The following is a 21,361-nucleotide window of genomic DNA, read 5'->3' on the forward strand; positions in this document are numbered from 1 at the left end:
GGATCGCCCGGTGGGGGCTTAGCGCAGCGCAGAGCGCGGCAGCTGCCGCGGCGCTTGCGTTTTTGGCCCGGCCACCCGCAGGGGATGGGCCGGGGCGGTTCTTGCTGTGGGCCGTGACCGGGGCCGGCAAGACCGAAATGATTTTTCCATTGCTCCAACATACATTGGATCGTGGGGGACGAGCTTTGGTCGCTACGCCGCGCAGAGACGTGGTGCTGGAACTGGCTCCGCGTCTGGCCAAAGCTTTTCCGGACACCTCACTCGCTACCCTTTACGGAGGCAGTGACGAACGCTGGAAAGACGCTCAGCTCACGCTTGCGACCACACATCAATTGATGCGTTTTTATCAAGGGTTCGATCTCGTCATTATCGACGAACTGGATGCTTTTCCCTATCACAACGATCCCATGCTCGCTCACGCGGCGGCATCCTCCTGTAAAACGGACGGGAATTTTGTCTATCTATCTGCCACACCGCCTGCTCGGCTGCAGAGGGAAGCAGCACGGGGGAAACTCAATCATGCCAAAGTTCCAGTACGTTTCCACCGTCATCCTTTGCCCGTGCCAAGATTGATCAAAATGGTTACCGTTGCTGAGTGTATTAAGAAACGAAATTTTCCTTCTGCCTTGAGGACTAACATCCAAATTTCATTGAAGCGTGACGCTCAGGTATTTGTCTTTGTAACACGCATTGCCCAGATTGAGGCGTTTGTGAATCTGATGCGTCGTACTTTTCCCGGAATCCATATCGAAGGAACCTCATCTCAGGACCCCGATCGCGCTAGTAAAGTTATAGCCTTTCGTGAGCGCACAATTCGTTTGCTCGTAACGACAACAATTCTGGAGCGTGGCGTGACCATTCCACGCAGCGATGTTTTTATATTGGATGCAGACAATGGTCTCTTTGATGAAGCATCACTGGTTCAGATGGCAGGCAGAGCTGGGCGTTCCATGGATGACCCGGCAGGTAGAGTAGTTTTTGCATCATCTCGTCGGACACGTTCACAGGTGAAGGCCGTTGCCCAGATTCGAAAAATGAACACCATCGCTCGTCGCAAAGGTTACCTGCATCCACCATCCCAAACCTAATTGCCATCTGCCATGTTCGTATCCACATGTCACAATACATTCCCGAGACTGGAGGTATGCCCCCTATGTTCAATTGGCTCAGTAACATATCCGATCAGGCGCAACACCTGACCCAACGTCTCCACCACCTGCTCGCCCCGCCGGGAGCGACTTGTCTGACATGTGGGACTCGAGCGATTCTGTCTTCTATCTATCCAGGCATATGCCTACGTTGTGTGAAGCAGATTCCATGGATTCGTTCTATCCGCTGTCTGCGTTGTGGTCGGGATGTCGGATGCCCGGACTGTGCTCGTCCACACATGCAAAACCGTTCTTTTATCTCCAATCGCAGCGCCGTACAATACAACACTCTTATGAAAGAATGGATAGGCATGTACAAATTCAGAGGCCATGAACGCTACGCACCGCTCTTAACCGCTTTGTTGATTCATGCCTTTCAAGCGATGAGTGAGGAGCAGAATTCTGCTTTGGCAAAAGAACCCCCAGCCCCCGTGGCTCATCCCGCCACACATGCTCAACAAACGAAGCCACAATGGCGGCCTGACGTGGTCACCTATGTCCCGGTGAGCGGCGAGCGCCTGGCCGAGCGTGGCTTCAATCAGGCGGAGCGGCTGGCTGCTGGGCTCGCCACCGCCTGCCGCCTACCCATCGTGGATCTGTTGCAGCGCCAGATCAACACCACCAAACAAAGCTTCAAATCACGCGGTGAGCGTATTGAAACGATGAAGAACGCTTTTTCCATCAACCCGGATGGTATGCATCTAATTGAAGAGCTATACAGGGGATCTCATCTGCCAACACAAAAGGGCATGTCACATGCCAAACCCATACAGATACTGCTGATTGATGATATATACACAACAGGGAGCACGTTGGACGCTTGTGGGCGGGGTATTCTAAATGCTGGCTTCAGAATGGAGATTCCCGTCGAGATTTACACACTGACACTGGCAAGATCCTAGAAGCTGAATCTAAATAATAAATGACGGTCCAGTATTCTTAGCCACTCTAGGTGGGGAATCTAAACATTCATATTAATAGCAGACAGGAGAGTATGTCCTTTATTAATCATTGGTACGTTAATGCGTGTCTCCATTCCATTTTTACCGATTGAAATATAGTTGTTTGATGAAATTATAAATGAAAGCGTAATAAGAAATTTTTTACATGTAAAAAAGAGGAATTGGTTTTCTCGCGCAGAATAGATAGTTTTGCCGTTCACCACAGGTGACAGCATAGGGAGTGGCACAACATATCTGTTGAAGGGGAGAACAAAAGTGGTCGCAGGAAAAAGAAAAAATGGATTTTACTTATGGACTGTCCGTCTACTAGTATTCATGCTGGTATTCGGACAGTTTGGCGTGTACGGGGGGAACCGGGCACATGCAGCAGTAGGAAGCGGGATAGTCTCATCAAGTAATGATTACCAATATGTGTTGACCAACAACAACGGCCAATTACAGGTGAATCAAAAATCAGTTAATCTGAGTTGGGCGAGATCATACGAGATTTCAACATCAGGATATTCTTTTAGGAGAAGTCAATCGATCAATGGGGCAGTTGGAGACATAACCAAGATTTCATTTGGCTCCTACACATCTACGTATACCGGCAAAGTTACCAATGCCTTTATCGTCGACTTTGCTGAGGTATGGGAGTATTACACGACTATGGAATACAGACAATCCGGAACCAATGTTGGAGTATGGAAAAATTCCACCGTTGATGAGTTTGGAATGACTACGCCAAGATATGTGCAAAGCTACGAGGCAACACAGCTAAGTCTCGTAATTAACGCAGATACAGGAGCGGTAGTCGATTTTGTATCTAACCTGAATCCGTATTACATACGGAAAGCGGAATCATTCAGTTTTGTAAAAGAGCCGGGGCCAACACAGCCTATTACTACGGTTCCAGCTGTTCCAACTAATTTAATGACTGATGCCAATGATGTAGCTATTAATCTCAATTGGTCTTCTGCTCCACAAGCTGTCCAATATGAGATTGAAGAGAATGGCGTAGTCAAAGGGCCTTTTTACGGAATTAATTATACAAGTTCATCACTTATACCCAATACTACATATACCTATAGAGTACGTGGAGTTAACCAACTAGGGGCTAGTGAGTGGAGTGAGCCGGTTGCAATCACAACCTTGCTTGAGAAACCCGTTCTGACCGTAACCTCAGAAGAAAGCAAGAATACGGTACAGTGGAAGGCGGTTGAATTTGCAGATCGGTACCAGCTACAGATTGATGGGGGGACGCCAATTGAACTCGGGAACTTCACCTCATATGTGCATGAAGGCCTAGAAGCGAATTCAACGCATACTTATGTGCTAAAAGCTTTCTCATCTAATAATGAGAGCACGTGGAGTAAATTGGTGAGTCAGTTAACAGTACCTGACCGTGCCGACGGGTTGAAGGTTACTGATGCTACATTTAATAAACTAACCGTAACTTGGACTGCAGTAAAGGGTGCTACCGGATATGATTTGGAGATTGATGGCACTAATGTTGCTGTAACCGGCACCACATATAGTAAAACTGGACTTACAGCCAATACAGAGTATACCTTTAGAATCAGACCTAAAAATGCTGGTGGTGCAGGAAGCTGGAGTGATGTAACTACAGGAATCACCCAGATGAGTACACCCGTTATTCAGTCCAACCCTTCACAAGAAGAAGTTGTTCTCATCTGGTCACCAGTTGATGGTGCAACGTCATATGAAGTTGAGACGGATGGCGTTGTCGTTGGAGATATATCAGATTCAATCTATATGCACACAGGGCTCAAACCTGGAACGGCCCATAAGTATCGTGTACGAGCTATAAGTGACAATAACATTAGCGCATGGTCGGCAGTGAAATCACAGAATACGTTGCCTGATTCCGTTAATGGATTGGTGGTCAGTGCAGCGACCAATGCAGCTGTAACTGTGAAATGGACAGCAGTAACCGGAGCCACAGGTTATGATCTCGAGATCGATGGAACAGTTGTCCCTGTAACAGGAGTAACCTACACGAAGAATGGTCTCGCAGCAAATACAGATCATACCTTCCGTATTCGCTCAAAGAATGCCGCTGGTGCAGGGGCATGGAGTGATCTGATCAGCGGAATAACGCAGTTGAACACACCTGTCTTGAAAGCAACATCAGAAGAAACTGCAATCAATCTGACATGGGCTGATGTAGCAGACGCAACCAAGTATGAGATTGAGGCAGACGGAGCAGTGGTTGCAACAGTAGAAGAGCCTAGCTACAGTCACACATCATTGTTACCAGGAACGGCGCACAAGTATCGTATTCGAGCGTTGACGGAGACCAATACGAGTGCATGGACAGCAATCCTGACACAAAGCACCATCCCTGCTTCAGTTACCGGATTAACAGTTAGCACGGCTACGAATGCAACCATTGCCTTGAAGTGGACAGCAGTTATAGGAGCGACAGGATATGATCTGGAGATCGACGGTAGCGTTGTCCCGGTAACGGGAGTAGCCTATACGAAGAGCGCTCTAGCAGCCAACACAGATCATACTTTCCGTGTTCGCTCGAAAAATGCCGCTGGTGTAGGGGCATGGAGCGATTTAATTAGTGGAACCACACTTCTAAATACACCGGTATTAAAAGCATCATCAGAAGAAACCGCAGTCAACCTCACGTGGGCTGATGTAACAGACGCAACCAAGTATGAGATTGAGGCAGACGGAGCAGTAGTGGCAAAAGTAGAAGAACCTAACTACAGCCATGTAGCATTGCTACCAGGAACGGCGCACAAGTATCGTATTCGAGCGTTGACGGAGACCAATACGAGTGCATGGACAGCAATCCTGACGCAAAGCACCATCCCTGCTTCCGTGACAGGCTTAACTGTTAGCTCGGCTACGAATGTAGCCATTGCCTTGAAATGGACAGCTGTGACGGGAGCAACGGGATATGATCTGGAGATTGATGGAACGGTTGTCCCAGTAACGGGAGTAGCCTATACGAAGAGCGCTCTGGCAGCCAACACAGACCATACCTTCCGTGTTCGCTCGAAAAATGCAGCTGGTGTAGGAGCGTGGAGTGAACTCATCAATGGAACGACGCTCCTAAACACACCTTTACTAAAAGCATCATCGGAAGAAACTGCAATCAACCTCACGTGGGCTGAGGTAGCAGACGCAACGAAGTATGAGATTGAAGTCGATGGAGCAGTAGTAGCAACAGTAGGGGAACCTAGCTTTACTCATACAACACTGCTTTCAGGAACAGCCCATAAATATCGTATTCGTGCGTTAACGGATACCAATACAAGTGCGTGGACAGCAATCCTGACACAGAGCACTATACCTGCTTCAGTGACAGGATTAACTGTTAGTTCAACTACGAACGTAGCCATTGCCTTAAAATGGACGGCAGTAACGGGAGCAACAGGATACGATCTTGAGATCGATGGTACAGTTGTACCGGTAACGGGAGTAGCTTATACGAAGAGTGGGCTTGTGACAAATACGGATCACACGTTCCGTATTCGTTCTAAAAATACAGCAGGTGCAAGTATATGGAGTGAGATTGTAGATGGCACAACTTTACTTAACACACCTGTGCTAAAGGCTTCTTCTGAGGAACAAGCGGTCACCTTGACATGGCCTGAAGTTAAAGATGCAACCAAATATGAGATTGAAGCGGACGGAGTCTTAGTGGGTACTGTTAAGGTGCCTACTTATACTCACAATAATCTGATAGCTGGAACAGCACATAAATACCGCGTACGCGCTCTGACCGAAACCAATGTTGGAGCTTGGACTGCGGTCTTGACACAAAATACGTTGCCTGGTTCTGTGACCGGGCTAACGGTAACAAGTGTAACGAACACAGCTGTTGCTCTGAAGTGGAACGCAGTCTCAGGAGCGACGGGATATGACCTTGAAATTGATGGTACGGTGGTACCTGTTAGTGGAGTGGTTTACACCAAAACGGGACTTATCGCGAATACGGATCATACATTCCGTATTCGTTCCAAAAATACTGCTGGGGCTGGAGCTTGGGGAGATGTAACAGATGTTACAACCCAGTTAAACACACCTGCTCTGAAAGCAACATCAGAGGAAACAGCTATTACTTTGAATTGGCTTGATATTAAAGATGCAACTAAATATGAAATTGAGGCAGATGGAACAATTGTTTCTACAGTAACCGATCCCTCATATGTTCATAGTAATTTGCTTGCAGGAATATCGCACACCTATCGTGTGCGTGCATTAACGGATAAGAACAGTAGCGCTTGGTCTACGGTCTTGACTCAAAACACTTTCCCGGGCATTGTGACCGGATTGAGTATGAATTCTGCAACAACAGTAGCCATTGCTATGAAGTGGAATGGAGTTACGGGAGCAACAGGATATGATCTGGAAATTGACGGTAAAATAGTCGCTGTAACCGCTTTGGCTTATACCAAAGCAGCACTTCTGGCCAATACAGATCATACATTCCGTATTCGTGCCAAAAATACTGCCGGCGTCGGTAGCTGGAGTGAAATTGTAACCGCCTCGACCCAATTAAATGTACCAACAACGCTGAAAGCTGTACCTGAAGAAACCGCAGTTACGCTGACATGGAATGAAGTTGTTGGTGCAACAAAATATGAGATTGAGGCAGATGGCATAGTGATTGCTACAGTAAGTGATCTCTTGTATGTCCATAATGGGGTACTTGGTGGAACGATTCATAAATATCGTATTCGTGCCCTGACCGACACTAATGTTAGTGCATGGACAGCAATATTGTCCCAAACTACGTTACCTGCCAGTGTCTCAGGTTTAAGTATTAACTCAGCAACAACAGCGGCTATCGCGCTGAGATGGGGTGCTGTTACCGGAGCTACCGGGTATGATCTGGAGATTGATGGTACGGTGGTTGCCGTGAGTGGAGTTGCTTATACGAAGAGTGGACTTGCACCAAATACGGAGCATACTTTCCGGATTCGTGCTAAAAATGTTTCTGGTGCAGGAGCTTGGAGTGAAATTATAGCGGGAATGACTCAATTAACTACACCTGTGCTGAAGGGAACTTCGGACAGAACAAACGTTATTCTGACATGGGACGCGGCTATAGGTGCTTCGTCTTACGAAATTGAAGCCGATGGGCAAATTGTGGCGACTGTCAGTGATGCAACATTTATTCATTCTGATCTGTTACCGTCCAGTTCGCATAAATATCGTATTCGGGCATTCAACGATCAGAACACAAGTGCATGGTCATCTGTACTAAGTATTAGAACATTGAATTAGTGATATATAATGGGGAGCAGGATTGCGTATATGTGCATCCTGTTCCCCTCTTTTGTTTTGCAAATAGACTATGGCTTCATCAGAGAAAATAAGGTAATGTATAGTTATTATCTATTCGGAAATGGAAGTTTGAGAGGGGCGTTTTAGCGATGAATCTAGGTAACTGTCCTCGCTGTGGTAAATTATATGCGTTGAATTTTCGAGATGTATGTTCAAACTGTATTAAGGAAATAGAGAAGGAATATCAGATCTGTGTAGATTATTTGCGCGAAAACAAGGGTACCAACATACAGGAACTATCTGATGCAACAGAAGTTTCAATTAAAAACATTACCAAGTTCATCCGTGAGGGACGAATTTCCATCGAGAATGCCCCGAATATGATGTATCCTTGTGAAGTATGCGGAACATTGATTCGTGAAGGTCATATGTGCGACTCCTGTCGTAATCGTTTAACGAAAGACTTGGCAGGAGCAGCTCGTGAAGTAGGTCAGAAGGATAACAACAATTTAGGCGGACGAACCTACAATGCTGTCGACAAACTACGCGATTAATAGGAGCGAGGGCTCAAATACATGTTTTGCTATAACAAATGTTTTGAAACGTACCGATAAACTTATTAAAGATTATCGGTTTTTTTTATTATCCTAATCATTTTGACAACATAAAGATTGAAGTAAGAAAAACGTATATCAACATAAATTCCTAATCATGGAAGGAAGTGCATTTTAAATGAAAATCAATGAACCGAGTAGAATTGGCGCCATCAATTCATATCAAAGGAACGTTGAATCCAATCAGCAGGCTGATGCCAAGAAGAGCCGCCGTAAGGACGAGGTATCCATTTCTCCGGAGGCGATGAAGATGCTTGAGGAACAAAGTCGTACACAGGATGCAGGACGCATACAACGGATACAGGAACTCAAAGAACAGGTGAGTTCGGGAACATATCAGGTAGATAGTAGCAAGCTTGCTGACAAGCTGCTGCCGTATTTTAAGTCTTTTGATAAGGAATAGGTGATCACGTAATGGCAGCACTGGACAGATTGATTGTAGTTTTGCAGCAAATGGAACAAAGTCACCGCGATATGCTGGCACTCAGTGAGGTCAAGAGACAGGTTATTGTCAAAAATGATGTAGATGAACTCATTGCCCTCCTCAACAAAGAATCTCGTTTCATGAAACAACAGGAGCCATTGGAGATCGAACGGCAGAGTGCAGTACACGAACTGCTACAGGAGCGTGGAATCAAATCTATGCTGAACCTGAACATTACTGAGATCTCAAAGCTGATTTTTGATCCGGCTGACAAACTGCGATTGCTTGAAGTCCAGAAAAAGCTGGCGGGAACACTGCATGAATTAAAAGAAATTAATCAACTGAATCAAAAGTTGATCGAGCAATCGCTGATGTTTATTGACTTATCTATGGACATCTTTGCTTCTCGACCAGAACAGGATGCCACATATCAGCATCCTGCTGATAAGAACGGTAATCCAGGGCGAATCGGTCTGTTTGACACGCGTGCCTGATTAATTAGGGGGAAACCAGGTGACATCTACATTTCATTCAATCGAAACGGCTAAACGCAGTTTGTTCACACAGACGACAGCTCTTAGCACAACAGGCCATAACATAGCCAATGCCAACACGGAAGGCTACTCACGCCAAAAGGTAAACATGCAGGCATCTATTCCAATGGAGCCGTTCGCATTTCTGCATAGTACAACACCAGGACAGCTCGGTACAGGGGTAGAATTTGACTCCATTACACGTGTGCGTGAGAAATTTCTGGATGACCAGTATCGCAATGAAAATACCAACTTCGGGAGTTGGTCCATTCAACGAGATACTCTTGAGAAACTTGAAGCTATTGTAAATGAACCATCAAACACTGGTTTTCGAACCGTTATGGATAATTTCTACAAATCATGGTCAGATCTGAGTAAAAATCCTGAGGATGTCACAGCACGGCGGATCGTAAAAGAAACGACGTTGGCTCTGACCGATGCGATGAATCAGATTAGCCGTCAACTGGATGCACTTAGCGAGGATCTTGATAGTAACATTGCTGTGAAAAGCAATGAAATTCAGGGCTACCTCGGTAACATAGCGAACCTTAATAGTGCCATTGTAAAAGTCGAGTCTCTTGGCGACAATGCCAACGATTTGCGTGACCAACGTGACCTGATGACGGACAAGTTGTCCAGAATCATGAATGTTACCGTTACGGATACTCCGCAAGGATACCAAGTTCAGATGAATGGACAGGCACTCGTCACAGGCGGGGCGGTACAAGTTGCGGTAGACCCTGCTTTTCTGAATGCTGCGTATACAGCTGGCACGCTCACCAACGGTGAGGTCCACGGCATGATTAAGTCTAGAGACACTTTGGTGACTGATTATCAGAAGCAAATGGATGACTTAGCTAATACACTTGCCAATGGGGATATTGAAATCACTCTTCCTGGGGGCTCTGTCTTGCCGGATAATACTGTCTTGGATGGTGTTACATACACAGGTGCAGCGCGGACACTAGCAACAGACCTGAAAGTTACAGTCAAAGGCCTAAATGGTTTGCATCAGCTTGGATACAGTATGGATGGAACCAATACAGGTGGATTACCATTCTTTACAGCAGCGGGTGGGGCGGGAGCCATTACAGCTGGTAATATTTCATTGAATGCTGAAATTTTGGCTGATCCGAATAAGATTGCAACTTCGCTCCGAACCACTACGGATTCTTCAGGAGCAGAATCGGTGATTAAAGGTAACAATACACTGGCTAATCTACTAGCTAACTTGAAGGATACTCCGATGAAATCCATTGATGGTTTGCGGAATGCAACGATTGGTGCTCAGTTTAGTGCGATCGTTGGACAGTTGGGTGTTCAATCTCAGGAGGCGGCACGTCAAACCTCAAACTCAGAGTTCTTGGTAGAGCAAGTAGACACCAGACGTCAGTCTGTTAGTGGTGTATCGTTGGATGAAGAGATGGCCAACATGATCAAATTCCAGCATGCTTACAGTGCTTCTGCACGTTTTATGACCACATATGATCAATTGCTCGATAAATTAATTAACTCTACCGGCGTAGTAGGCAGATAATAGAAAGGAGTGACATAACAGACGATGAGAATTACAAATAATATGTTGAGCTCGCAATTGATTCTTAACCTGAACCGGAATGCTCAACAGATGAATACTACACAAACACAACTGGCAACGGGACGGAAGATTAACAAACCTTCTGACGATCCGGTAGGGATTACGTACTCCCTTCGCTATCGTGCAGAACTGTCTTCCAATGAACAGTATCAAAAAAATGTGGATAGCGCGGTATCATGGTTGGATTTTAATGATACCGTTATGGATCAAGCAGGTAGTGTAGTTCAACGATTGAGAGAACTGACGGTGCAGGCAGCTACGGGGACTAACCCGCAATCTGCACTAGATAGCATCAACGAAGAGGTCAAACAATTAAAAGCGCAACTTGTTGATATTTCAAACAGTACGTTGAACGGGAAGTATGTATTCAATGGTGAAACCTACGATGTGAAACCTTATGACTTTCCTACCAGTGCTGACGGTTCGTTTGATACAACAAATGCTGCTTCCGTCGTTACTGATTCCGGTAAAATTAATTTTATCGTGGGTGAGAGTATCCAATTACCAATTAACGTAACCGGTAATGAAGTATTTGGTGATTCTACGGAAGCTGATAATCTATTTGTAATTTTTAATACGATTAGTCAGGCTCTGGCCAGTGGGGATCAAAAGGAAGTGTCTAATCAGCTTGCGAACATTGATACTCGAACAAACAAAATGCTAGCGATCCGTGCAGAGATTGGGGCGAAAACCAATCGCGTCGAACTCATGCAAGGTAGATTAAGTGATCTTGAAGTGAACTTAACGGATTTACAAGCAAAGGTTGAAGATGCAGATTACGCTGAATTATCCATTAAGTCTAAGATTCAAGAAAATATATACAATGCTTCACTTTCCGCTGGTGCTAAAATTATATCCCAGTCATTGGTTGATTTTCTGAGATAAAAGGGGAGATTATCTGGTGAGTACTCTTCCAATTGTGCAGATTCAGACGACACCAACGGTACTGTATATCGATGCAGACATTGGTCAGCAGTCGATTCGCCAGCCGAAGGCAGAGGTCCAGCTCCATACCAAGCCTGGTAAATTAACGGTGCAAAGCCATGCAATAGAGTTGAACGTGGATCAATCCAAGGCTTTTTCTGCCTATCATGGTGGGAATATGATCGATATGAATGCCCGAATATATTCGGGTATTCAGCAATTATTCATGCAGAATATGGCTGAGCGTGTGCAACAGGGGAATGATATGGCAGCCATCCACAAACCAGGCAATACCATTGCAAATATTGTAGGAACGAATTGGCAAGCCAAGCCGTTTCCGGAGACACGCACGGCAGCTTCCTCTGATAATGTGGATGTACGAGTGTTTACGCAAGCACCAGACATTCGCTTCGAAGCAGCGGAATCCGAGATGAATGTAATTGTGAACAAGCCAGAGATTGAATATCAACGTGGTAAGTTGGATATTTACGTTAAACAGTATGCTTCTATACAGTTCACTCCACCTGCTATAGATATAGGACTATAAAGGCTATAATAGGCTGTAGACGGTTATGTTCGGCATCCGCTATAGCTTTTTTTGTACAAAACTGTTGCCAAGGGGGCGTTTGTTATTTTAATTAGAACCAGTATGTTAGGTGAAATTGATGTACCTCTAGAGGATGTATATCATTTTGAAAAGGGATTGCCTGGATTTGAGCGGGAAACTGACTTTGCATTAATTCCATGGGAAGGAACTCCTTTTAGCTATCTTCAATCTATAAATGAATCAGAAATTTCGTTTGTAATCGTTAGTCCGTTTGAGTTCAAGAAAGACTATAGTTTTGAGTTGAGTAATGAGGACAAAGATGAGCTGAAGCTTGAAGAAAAGGTAGCTGTATATGCGATTGTGACTATTCAGTCGGAAACAGTAAAATCAACTATGAATTTGTTGGCACCGCTTGTAATGAATCCTGTTACTCTAAAAGGCAAACAAGTCGTGCTTCACCAATCCGGATATGAAACCAGACATCGGATCTGGTCAAATAACCTGCAATCGGTGAAAGGTGGAGATTAACTATGCTAGTACTGTCACGAAAAAAAGGAGAATCCATTATTATTCAGGATAATATTGAGGTGACTGTGCTTGCTGTGGATGGCGACACCGTGAGGATAGGAATCTCGGCACCTAACCATGTGGATATCTTTCGCCAAGAACTGTACGCTTCTATTCAGGAAGCCAATCGTGAATCTACAGCACCGCCTGTGTCCGACGTAGAAGCCTTTATGCAGTTTGTGCGTGATACTAAAGAAAAAGATAATTAGTGAATATTCTATTCCACTATAATAGTTTTTGAATATCTGACGATATATAATATAGACGTTGTTTCAGAAGGGCGGCCGACCTTAGTGTTGCGACGTTTACCACAAGGATGTGGAACTAACTTATTTCAGGGAGGAAACACTCAATGATTATCAATCACAATATTGCTGCGATGAACACTCATCGCCAACTGAACACTAACACAACAAACACGAACAAAGCGATCGAAAAATTGTCTTCCGGTCTGCGTATCAACCGCGCTGGTGACGATGCTGCAGGATTGGCAATTTCCGAAAAAATGCGTGGACAAATCCGCGGTTTGGATATGGCTTCCAAAAATGCACAAGACGGTATCTCTTTGATTCAAACAGCTGAAGGTGCATTGAACGAAACACACAGCATTCTGCAACGTGTGCGTGAATTGGCTGTTCAATCGGCGAATGATACAAACACAGATGCAGACCGTGCTGAGCTTCAAAAAGAAGTTACGCAATTGACTGCTGAAATTGATCGAATCTCGACAACAACTGAGTTCAATACGAAGAAATTGTTGGATGGTGCTGGCGCAACTGCTGTAGTATTCCATATTGGAGCTAATACAGGCCAAAGTATTACGCTGAACATTGGTAACATGGGATCCGGTTCCCTGGGTGTTGGATCAGTTGCCATTGGTACTCAAACAGGTGCGAACGCTGCAATCGCTACTTTGGATACAGCAATCGCGTCGGTATCTGCTGAACGTTCCAAATTGGGTGCAAACCAAAACCGTTTGGAGCACACCATCAACAATTTGGGAACAACTTCCGAGAACCTGTCTGCTGCGGAATCCCGTGTTCGTGACGTAGACATGGCAAAAGAAATGATGAACCAAACGAAAAACAACATCCTTGCACAAGCTTCACAAGCGATGTTGGCGCAAGCAAATCAACAGCCACAAGCTGTACTGCAATTGCTTCGTTAATCTTTAAAATAAAAGAACCTTCGGGATCCCGAAGGTTCTTTTATTTTTTTGTTCTAACTATCTTCCTCTCAGAAGCAACAGCACTAGCCGTCACAAAATACTTTCCAGAAAAATAAAATAAAAAATCATTTCACTATAAACAGTATTGATGTTTCTGTCGATATATAAAGTAAGATGTTGCCCGATAAGGTAAGTCAGCCTTAGAGACGTAATGTTTACCACAAGGATGTGGAACTAACTTATTTCAGGGAGGAAACACTCAATGATTATCAACCACAATATTGCTGCGATGAACACTCATCGCCAACTGAACACGAACACAACAAACACGAACAAAGCGATCGAAAAATTGTCTTCCGGCTTGCGGATCAACCGCGCTGGTGATGATGCTGCAGGATTGGCAATCTCCGAAAAAATGCGTGGACAAATCCGCGGTTTGGATATGGCTTCCAAAAATGCACAAGATGGTATCTCTTTGATTCAAACAGCTGAAGGTGCATTGAACGAAACACATAGCATTCTGCAACGTGTGCGTGAATTGGCTGTTCAATCGGCGAATGATACAAACACAGATGCAGACCGTGTTGAACTTCAAAAAGAAGTAACAGAACTGACTGCTGAGATTAACCGTATTTCGACTACAACAGAATTTAACACTAAAAAATTGTTGGATGGTGCTGGCGCAACTGCTGTAGTATTCCATATCGGAGCTAACACAGGCCAAAGTATTACGCTGAACATTGGTAACATGGGAGCTACTTCCCTTGGTATTTCAACAGTTGCTATTGGTAATCAATCGGGTGCGAATGCTGCGATCGCTACTCTGGATACAGCAATCGCGTCTGTATCTGCGGAACGTTCTAAATTGGGTGCAAACCAAAACCGTCTGGAACACACAATCAACAACTTGGGTACAACTTCCGAGAACCTGTCTGCTGCAGAATCCCGTGTTCGTGACGTAGATATGGCGAAAGAAATGATGAACCAAACGAAAAACAACATCCTTGCACAAGCTTCACAAGCGATGTTGGCGCAAGCAAATCAACAGCCACAAGCTGTACTGCAATTGCTTCGTTAATCTTTAAAATAAAAGAACCTTCGGGATCCCGAAGGTTCTTTTATTTTTTTTGTTCTAACTATCTTCCTCTCAGAAGCAACAGCACTAGCCGTCACAAAATACTTTCCAAAAAAATAAAATAAAAAATCATTTCACTATAAACAGTATTGATGTTTCTGTCGATATATAAAGTAAGATGTTGCCCGATAAGGTAAGTCAGCCTTAGAGACGTAATGTTTACCACAAGGATGTGGAACTAACTTATTTCAGGGAGGAAACACTCAATGATTATCAACCACAATATTGCTGCGATGAACACTCATCGCCAACTGAACACGAACACAACAAACACGAACAAAGCGATCGAAAAATTGTCTTCCGGCTTGCGGATCAACCGCGCTGGTGATGATGCTGCAGGATTGGCAATCTCCGAAAAAATGCGTGGACAAATCCGCGGTTTGGATATGGCTTCCAAAAATGCACAAGATGGTATCTCTTTGATTCAAACAGCAGAAGGTGCATTGAACGAAACACACAGCATTCTGCAACGTGTACGTGAATTGGCTGTTCAATCGGCGAATGATACAAATACTAATGCTGACCGTGTTGAACTTCAAAAAGAAGTAACAGAATTGACTGCAGAGATCGATCGTATCTCGACAACAACAGAATTCAATACGAAGAAATTGTTGAACGGTACTGGAGCAAGTTCTGTAGTCTTCCATATCGGAGCTAACACAGGTCAAAATATTACGCTGAATATTGGTAACATGGGAGCTGGCTCCCTAGGCGTTGCTGCAGCATCAGTAAACATTTCTACTCAAACAGGTGCGAACGCTGCAATTGCTACTTTGGATACAGCTATCGCATCCGTATCTGCGGAACGTTCCAAACTGGGTGCAAACCAAAATCGTCTGGAACACACAATCAACAACTTGGGAACGACTTCGGAAAACCTGTCTGCTGCGGAATCCCGTGTTCGTGATGTAGATATGGCAAAAGAGATGATGAATCAAACGAAAAACAACATCCTTGCACAAGCTTCTCAAGCGATGTTGGCGCAAGCAAATCAACAACCGCAAGCTGTACTGCAATTGCTTCGTTAATCTTGGTACGAAGAGCCATCGAGTATTACTTCTCGATGGTTTTTTTGTGCACGTATTTAAATAGGGATTATTTACTTATTCCAATACTTCGAGAATTCTAAATATTGTTGATACTTTTACCGATATACATAGGTATAGATTTGATTCGTAAATGCGAAATGAGAGGGAATACATGTCGAAAACTATTGCGTTATGCATGATTGTTAAAAATGAAGAGCAATTTCTTAGAAGATGTTTGGACAGCGTAAAAGATAAAGTTGATCAGATTGTCATTGTTGATACAGGTTCTACTGATAATACACTCGCAATTGCTAAAGAGTTCACAAAAGATATTGTTCAAATAGAGTGGACCAATGATTTCTCAGCGGCTCGTAATGAGTCCATACGTCATGCGAATACAGATTACATTCTTGTGCTGGACGCAGATGAATATTTGGAACAGGCGACGAATTTGGCTGAGGAGTTACAATCAAATGCAGACTACTATTTTACGAAAATTTTTAATTTCATGTCAGGTGATCGTGGGATGACTCACCTAGCTATCCGCATCTTCAGGAATAGAATAGGATTGTGTTATCAGAATAGGCTCCATGAACATTTGAATACAAGGGAAAAGGAAGATCAGTTAACAGCAGGTTATTCCAATTTGACGATTATGCATACCGGCTACACTGACGAGATTATGGAAAGCAGAGGTAAGGCTTTAAGGAATTTGGCGCTTATGGTAGTGGAAGTGAAGGAGAATCCATCTGTATATAATCTTTTTAATATGGGTAGAACCTATATGTGGCTGAGTGAACATGAGAAAGCTATTCAATATTTACAAAAGGCATATCCATTATGTAAAAACCTTACAATTGCTCCAGAGTTGATTGCATCTTTATGCAGAAGTCTTGGTGAACTGAAAAGATATGAAGAGGCACTTGCGGTTCTGGAACAAGCTGTAGATATATATCCGCTCGAAGTTGATTTGTCTCATCTGCAAGCGCTGTTCTATATGGAAATTGGTTATTATAAAGATGCAATGGCGTGTATGAATAGATGTTTGGAGATTGGTGATCAAGGTATTTCATTCACTGAAGGTAATGGTACGTACATCGCACATTTAAGGATTGCAGAGTGGCAAACAACACGAAATGAATATAACAAAGCGTATGAGCATATTACAGAAGCAATTAAGATTAAAGAAGATTTTTTACCCGTGATAGGTAAGTATTTTGAAATTGTAGAAAAAGCAGGTCTTTCACTGGAAGAGACGTTTACAAACGCTAACCATTTATTTTCAATAACCAACAGTAGAATGCTAGAGAAAATACTAGAGGCGCTTTATCAGCTGAGAAATCCACTCTTACAGAAATATTTGGACTTGTATGAGATAACGGTTCAGGAGCATGTTATGGCTGTTGCAAAACAATACGCCAAGGATTATAGCCAGGCTCGAGAGAAATGGTTAAGTCTACCTGATCATGAAGAGCAAAATGGAGTAGATATATTGCTGTTAGCGATTCTTCTCAAAGATGAGATGTTATACAAGAAGGCGGTGCCACTACTTAACCTAAGTGAAAAAGAAAAGAAAATTCTAGCAATTGTTGTACGGAATGAATCGCTCGACAAGTTGAGTTTAACAATTCATTTGGAAAGCATTTTAGAGACAATGTTAGTTCAATTAATTCGTTTACAAGAGTTCGAAGTAATGGAAACTATACTTGATTATATATGGCATGGTCGCGTTGAAATTAAAATTAAAGTTTGTGAGCATCTGGCGGATTATGGTTTTGGTGAAATTTCTATTGACTTATTACTGAAGTTGTTTCAGCAATATCCAAGAAATGTAAATATCATAAAGTTACTTGGTGATATTTGTCTGAAAACTAATTATATACAAGATGCACAGTTATTCTATAATAAGTTACTTACAATAAGTGGAGAGTATAGTTCTTATGAACGGATTTATGACTTGTATGAAAAGTCTAATAATCAATTTGAGAAAATAAGTATATCCAAAGTTATACGAGAGAAATTTGATTTGTGCCATTGGTTAAAATAAGTTTTAACTGGAGCGCGTATTTTAACCAATGGCTATACAAGGGGCGTGATTGAAGATGAATTATAACAATGAACAATACGAACAAGAAAAAAACTATATTAAGAGACAGATTGAAAGCCTCATTAATCAGGGTGACATTGATAATAGTAAAATTTTAATTAATGAATTCCAAAAAAAACTACAGGGAAACGATATAGATATTTTGAATATGAAAGCTATTGTATCTATTATAGAAAATAATCTAGAAGACGCAGAAAAACTGCTCTGGGAAGCTATCAACTTGAGCTCACATCATAGTGATGCTTTTGTTAATTTAGCATACGTATATGAAATTCAGGGAGAGAACACCAAGGCTTCTAATTTTAATTATCTCGCTTATCATAAAACGACAGATGCACACCGCAAAGAGGAATTAGGCGCTAAAATACAAAATAATCATTTGTTGAATAAAAGTGTGTTCAGAAAATTCATAGTGCTATCTTCATGTTTCTGGGGAGAAGTGCTACAGAGGTCTCATCATATATCAAAAGGATTATCTAGATTAGGCTATTCAGTCGAATATATCCAACCAGTTGCTAAAGCTACTCCTTCCATTAGAGATGTTTCTATTGCTAATTTGATGGATTATAGTAACAACAATATTAGAAATATAGACTTAGTGAACATTATTTCCCCTATTTCTGTAAATAAAATAGATAATTCAATCTTTGATAACTATTACGAAATTATTCAGAATATAATAGATAAGTCAGAAGAAGAGGTTATAATTATCTGTTACTTGCCATCTCAGATAAATATTATTGATAGATTGAGTGGGAATTTCAAAGTAGTTTATGATTGCGAAGGTGATCAGATTGATCTGGAACCGTCATATCAAACTAGCAAAAAAGAACAAGGAAATGAAAAGTTGATGTTGAGAAGGGCAGAAGTTGTAACTTGTACTAGTTCAGCTCTATACTTAACAAAAAAAATTAATAATGAGAATGTCTATTTAATGAGAAACGCAGTTAACATAGAAGATTTTATGGATGAAGCAAGCATGCCTACTGAATTACTTAGCATTCCCGAACCCCGGATTTGTTATATTGGCGCAGTAAATGAACGATTCGATGAGGAACTATTTTACAAACTTGTGAGAAGCAATAAAGATAAATCATTTGTCGTTATAGGTAATACGTTAGAAGGTATGTTGACCAATGCTGAAGACAATTTGTATATTCTCGGGGAAAAAAAACATGTTGAATTGAGCTCATATTTGCAACACATGAATGTTGGAATTATACCTTATAAAGATGATACTGAACTAAGCATAAACTGTAATCCAATAAAATTGTACGAATATGTAATGAATGGTTTACCCGTGGTGGCAACTAATATACCTGAATTAATACTTGAACTGAATTCTATCAAAATAAGTCAAGATTTTGATTCATTTAATCAAATTTTAAATAAATCACTGAATCTAGAAGTTGATTGGAAGTTACGGAATGAATTTGTTTCATTAAATACATGGACTGTAAGGTGCGAACAATTACTTAAAATTTTGAATGGGGAAACGCAACAATATTCTGAAGAATTAGTGTTGGGAGATCTACGAGAAAGATGGCTGGAGAACATTAATGAAACACATAATCCACTACTCGAATCTTTATTATCTCTTACATTTGCTAAAGCTGATGTTAAACAATATTATAAATGGGCTAATGAATCTTATAAAAACTTAAAGATCCCATTTATATTAATGAATTATATCAATTCTTCAATCTTAAACGGTCACATCGCAGAATGTGTAAAGAATATTGTAGATGATACCAATGTAAGGGAAATAGATAGAGCCGAGCTTCTATATTTGTCAGAGAGTAACAAAGTGAATTATTTGAAGATTCGTTTATTGCACATTATTGGTGATTATTTTGAAATTAGAAATATATTAAATTCTTATTCTGTAACCGACAATGGATATTTATATAATCTGGCTAATTACTATTATGACATTGGCATGAATGATCAATCCAATATTGAGTACAATAAAATTCTGGGTGATTTCTTATATGAGAGTCCAATTTATAATAAAAATATGAGTGAAATACTTATAAGTAGGGGAGGGATTTTAGAAAGCAGAAGATTTAAAGAGAAGGAAAAAATGCTCATCTCTAAATATATAAAACAATTTAAATTCTCGACTGAAAAGGAACGTCCGAGATTTAGTATAGTTATACCAACAAGAAACAGCCCCAATGTATTAAAACATACATTAATGACTTGTTTAGATCAGGATTTCCATAATTATGAGATTATTGTTGGGGATAACAGTAGTGATAATTTGACAAAATTGCTAGTAGAAGAGTTGGACAGTTCTAAAATTAGATATTATAAAACAGTAAGTGAATTAAAAATGACAGACAGTTTTAACTTTGCGATTAGTAATGCAGAAGGAGAATACATTCTAGTTCTTGGTTCTGATGATGGTATGCTAAAACATGCCCTAAAGACACTGGATGATATAATATTCTCAACAAATGTTAATATTTTGCATTGGAATTCTGTGTTTTATTGCTGGCCTGACGTTAAGTTGGAAGGGCAGGAAAACTTAATTCATATTCCTAACATACCGTCGGGGAGGGTGAATTTAAGTACGATCAAATATAGTGAAGTTGTTAAATATATTGGGGATTATCAATTACCCTACAACGCTATGCCAATGCTATACTGCAATGCGGTTGTACACAGAGATATAGTATTGGAATTGAAAGAGTTAACTGGTCAAGTTTTCAATGGACTAATACCCGATGTTTACTCTGGATTTGCACTGGCATCCATTCAGGAAGAATATACTCATATAGATGCCCCCATTACAATCGGAGGATCTTCAGGGAAAAGTACAGGGATATCTTTTGTAAAACCAAATCTCGATAATGAATCTAAAAAAATACATCAGGACTTTTTAACTCTTAATAATAATGGAGTAGATCGATATAGTATAATCCCTGATGTACCTAGTGTTGCCGTAGCTGTTGCAGAGGCATGTTTAACAGCTCGTAATTCATTTGGAGAAAAGAATCTAAAGTATGATTTAAATAGAAAGAAGATGTTGGAACAATGTGCTGAAGAACTGAAAGCTTCTGGTTCCAATCTTCCAATTTATTTGCAGAAAATTTATGACAGTTTAGTTGATGATACTCATCTCCAACAGTGGTTCACAGAAAACTATATTGAAAATTATGACTATTATGAACAAGTTGCTAAAAGGTCAGCTAGAGTTTATCAAAAAGGGTTCAGCCCAAATGGCGATCTTATACTTGATTTGAGTGACTTTAATATTACTAACGTTTATGGTGCAGCAATAATGTTTAGCCGTATTACTGGTTGGTAGATTTAGTGAAGTTCTGGAAAATAATTAGTATGGGAAGTGAGATT

The 21,361-nt window shown here is 41.7% G+C and carries 16 protein-coding genes; all 16 read left to right on the forward strand.

The annotated features are described in order from the left end of the window. Window positions 1–1,088: helicase-related protein (locus ACE04G_RS02390; protein WP_486094121.1), on the forward strand; the 1,088-nt coding region annotated here is incomplete at its 5' end. Window positions 1,089–1,153: 65 nt separating this feature from the next. Further along, window positions 1,154–2,050, forward strand: a complete 897-nt coding sequence (locus ACE04G_RS02395; RefSeq protein ID WP_221821805.1) for a ComFC family protein — start codon at window positions 1,154–1,156, stop codon at window positions 2,048–2,050. A gap of 315 nt (window positions 2,051–2,365) precedes the next feature. Continuing rightward, entirely contained in the window at window positions 2,366–7,360 is a 4,995-nt protein-coding gene (locus ACE04G_RS02400) for a fibronectin type III domain-containing protein (RefSeq protein WP_486094122.1), read from the forward strand. A gap of 149 nt (window positions 7,361–7,509) precedes the next feature. Continuing rightward, window positions 7,510–7,914 carry a TIGR03826 family flagellar region protein gene (locus ACE04G_RS02405; RefSeq protein WP_047840679.1) on the forward strand — a complete coding sequence of 135 codons (405 nt, stop codon included), beginning with the start codon at window positions 7,510–7,512 and terminating at the stop codon, window positions 7,912–7,914. A gap of 178 nt (window positions 7,915–8,092) precedes the next feature. Continuing rightward, entirely contained in the window at window positions 8,093–8,377 is a 285-nt protein-coding gene (flgM, locus tag ACE04G_RS02410; protein ID WP_047840678.1) for a flagellar biosynthesis anti-sigma factor FlgM, read from the forward strand. A gap of 11 nt (window positions 8,378–8,388) precedes the next feature. Then, entirely contained in the window at window positions 8,389–8,892 is a 504-nt protein-coding gene (locus ACE04G_RS02415; RefSeq protein ID WP_221821803.1) for a flagellar protein FlgN, read from the forward strand. A gap of 19 nt (window positions 8,893–8,911) precedes the next feature. After that, complete coding sequence (flgK, locus tag ACE04G_RS02420) at window positions 8,912–10,468, forward strand: flagellar hook-associated protein FlgK (RefSeq protein ID WP_221821802.1); 1,557 nt, start codon at window positions 8,912–8,914, stop codon at window positions 10,466–10,468. 24 nt (window positions 10,469–10,492) lie between these two features. Further along, entirely contained in the window at window positions 10,493–11,413 is a 921-nt protein-coding gene (gene flgL, locus ACE04G_RS02425) for a flagellar hook-associated protein FlgL (RefSeq protein WP_221821801.1), read from the forward strand. Between the two features lie 16 nt (window positions 11,414–11,429). Then, entirely contained in the window at window positions 11,430–11,999 is a 570-nt protein-coding gene (locus ACE04G_RS02430) for a DUF6470 family protein (RefSeq protein ID WP_221821800.1), read from the forward strand. Window positions 12,000–12,101: 102 nt separating this feature from the next. After that, a complete protein-coding gene (fliW, locus tag ACE04G_RS02435; protein ID WP_221821799.1) occupies window positions 12,102–12,527 on the forward strand; it encodes a flagellar assembly protein FliW in 426 nt (141 codons plus the stop codon). Between the two features lie 2 nt (window positions 12,528–12,529). Beyond that, window positions 12,530–12,775 carry a carbon storage regulator CsrA gene (gene csrA, locus ACE04G_RS02440; RefSeq protein ID WP_221821796.1) on the forward strand — a complete coding sequence of 82 codons (246 nt, stop codon included), beginning with the start codon at window positions 12,530–12,532 and terminating at the stop codon, window positions 12,773–12,775. A 143-nt stretch (window positions 12,776–12,918) separates the two neighbouring features. Beyond that, a complete protein-coding gene (gene hag, locus ACE04G_RS02445; protein WP_221821794.1) occupies window positions 12,919–13,734 on the forward strand; it encodes a flagellin Hag in 816 nt (271 codons plus the stop codon). 262 nt (window positions 13,735–13,996) lie between these two features. Continuing rightward, a complete protein-coding gene (locus ACE04G_RS02450; RefSeq protein WP_339305875.1) occupies window positions 13,997–14,812 on the forward strand; it encodes a flagellin N-terminal helical domain-containing protein in 816 nt (271 codons plus the stop codon). A 263-nt stretch (window positions 14,813–15,075) separates the two neighbouring features. Next, a complete protein-coding gene (gene hag, locus ACE04G_RS02455) occupies window positions 15,076–15,897 on the forward strand; it encodes a flagellin Hag (protein ID WP_100528427.1) in 822 nt (273 codons plus the stop codon). A gap of 172 nt (window positions 15,898–16,069) precedes the next feature. Next, window positions 16,070–17,944, forward strand: a complete 1,875-nt coding sequence (locus tag ACE04G_RS02460; protein ID WP_221823971.1) for a glycosyltransferase — start codon at window positions 16,070–16,072, stop codon at window positions 17,942–17,944. 55 nt (window positions 17,945–17,999) lie between these two features. Beyond that, complete coding sequence (locus ACE04G_RS02465; RefSeq protein WP_221823973.1) at window positions 18,000–21,317, forward strand: glycosyltransferase; 3,318 nt, start codon at window positions 18,000–18,002, stop codon at window positions 21,315–21,317. Window positions 21,318–21,361 lie beyond the last annotated feature (44 nt).

The organism is Paenibacillus sp. AGC31, assembly GCF_057334655.1.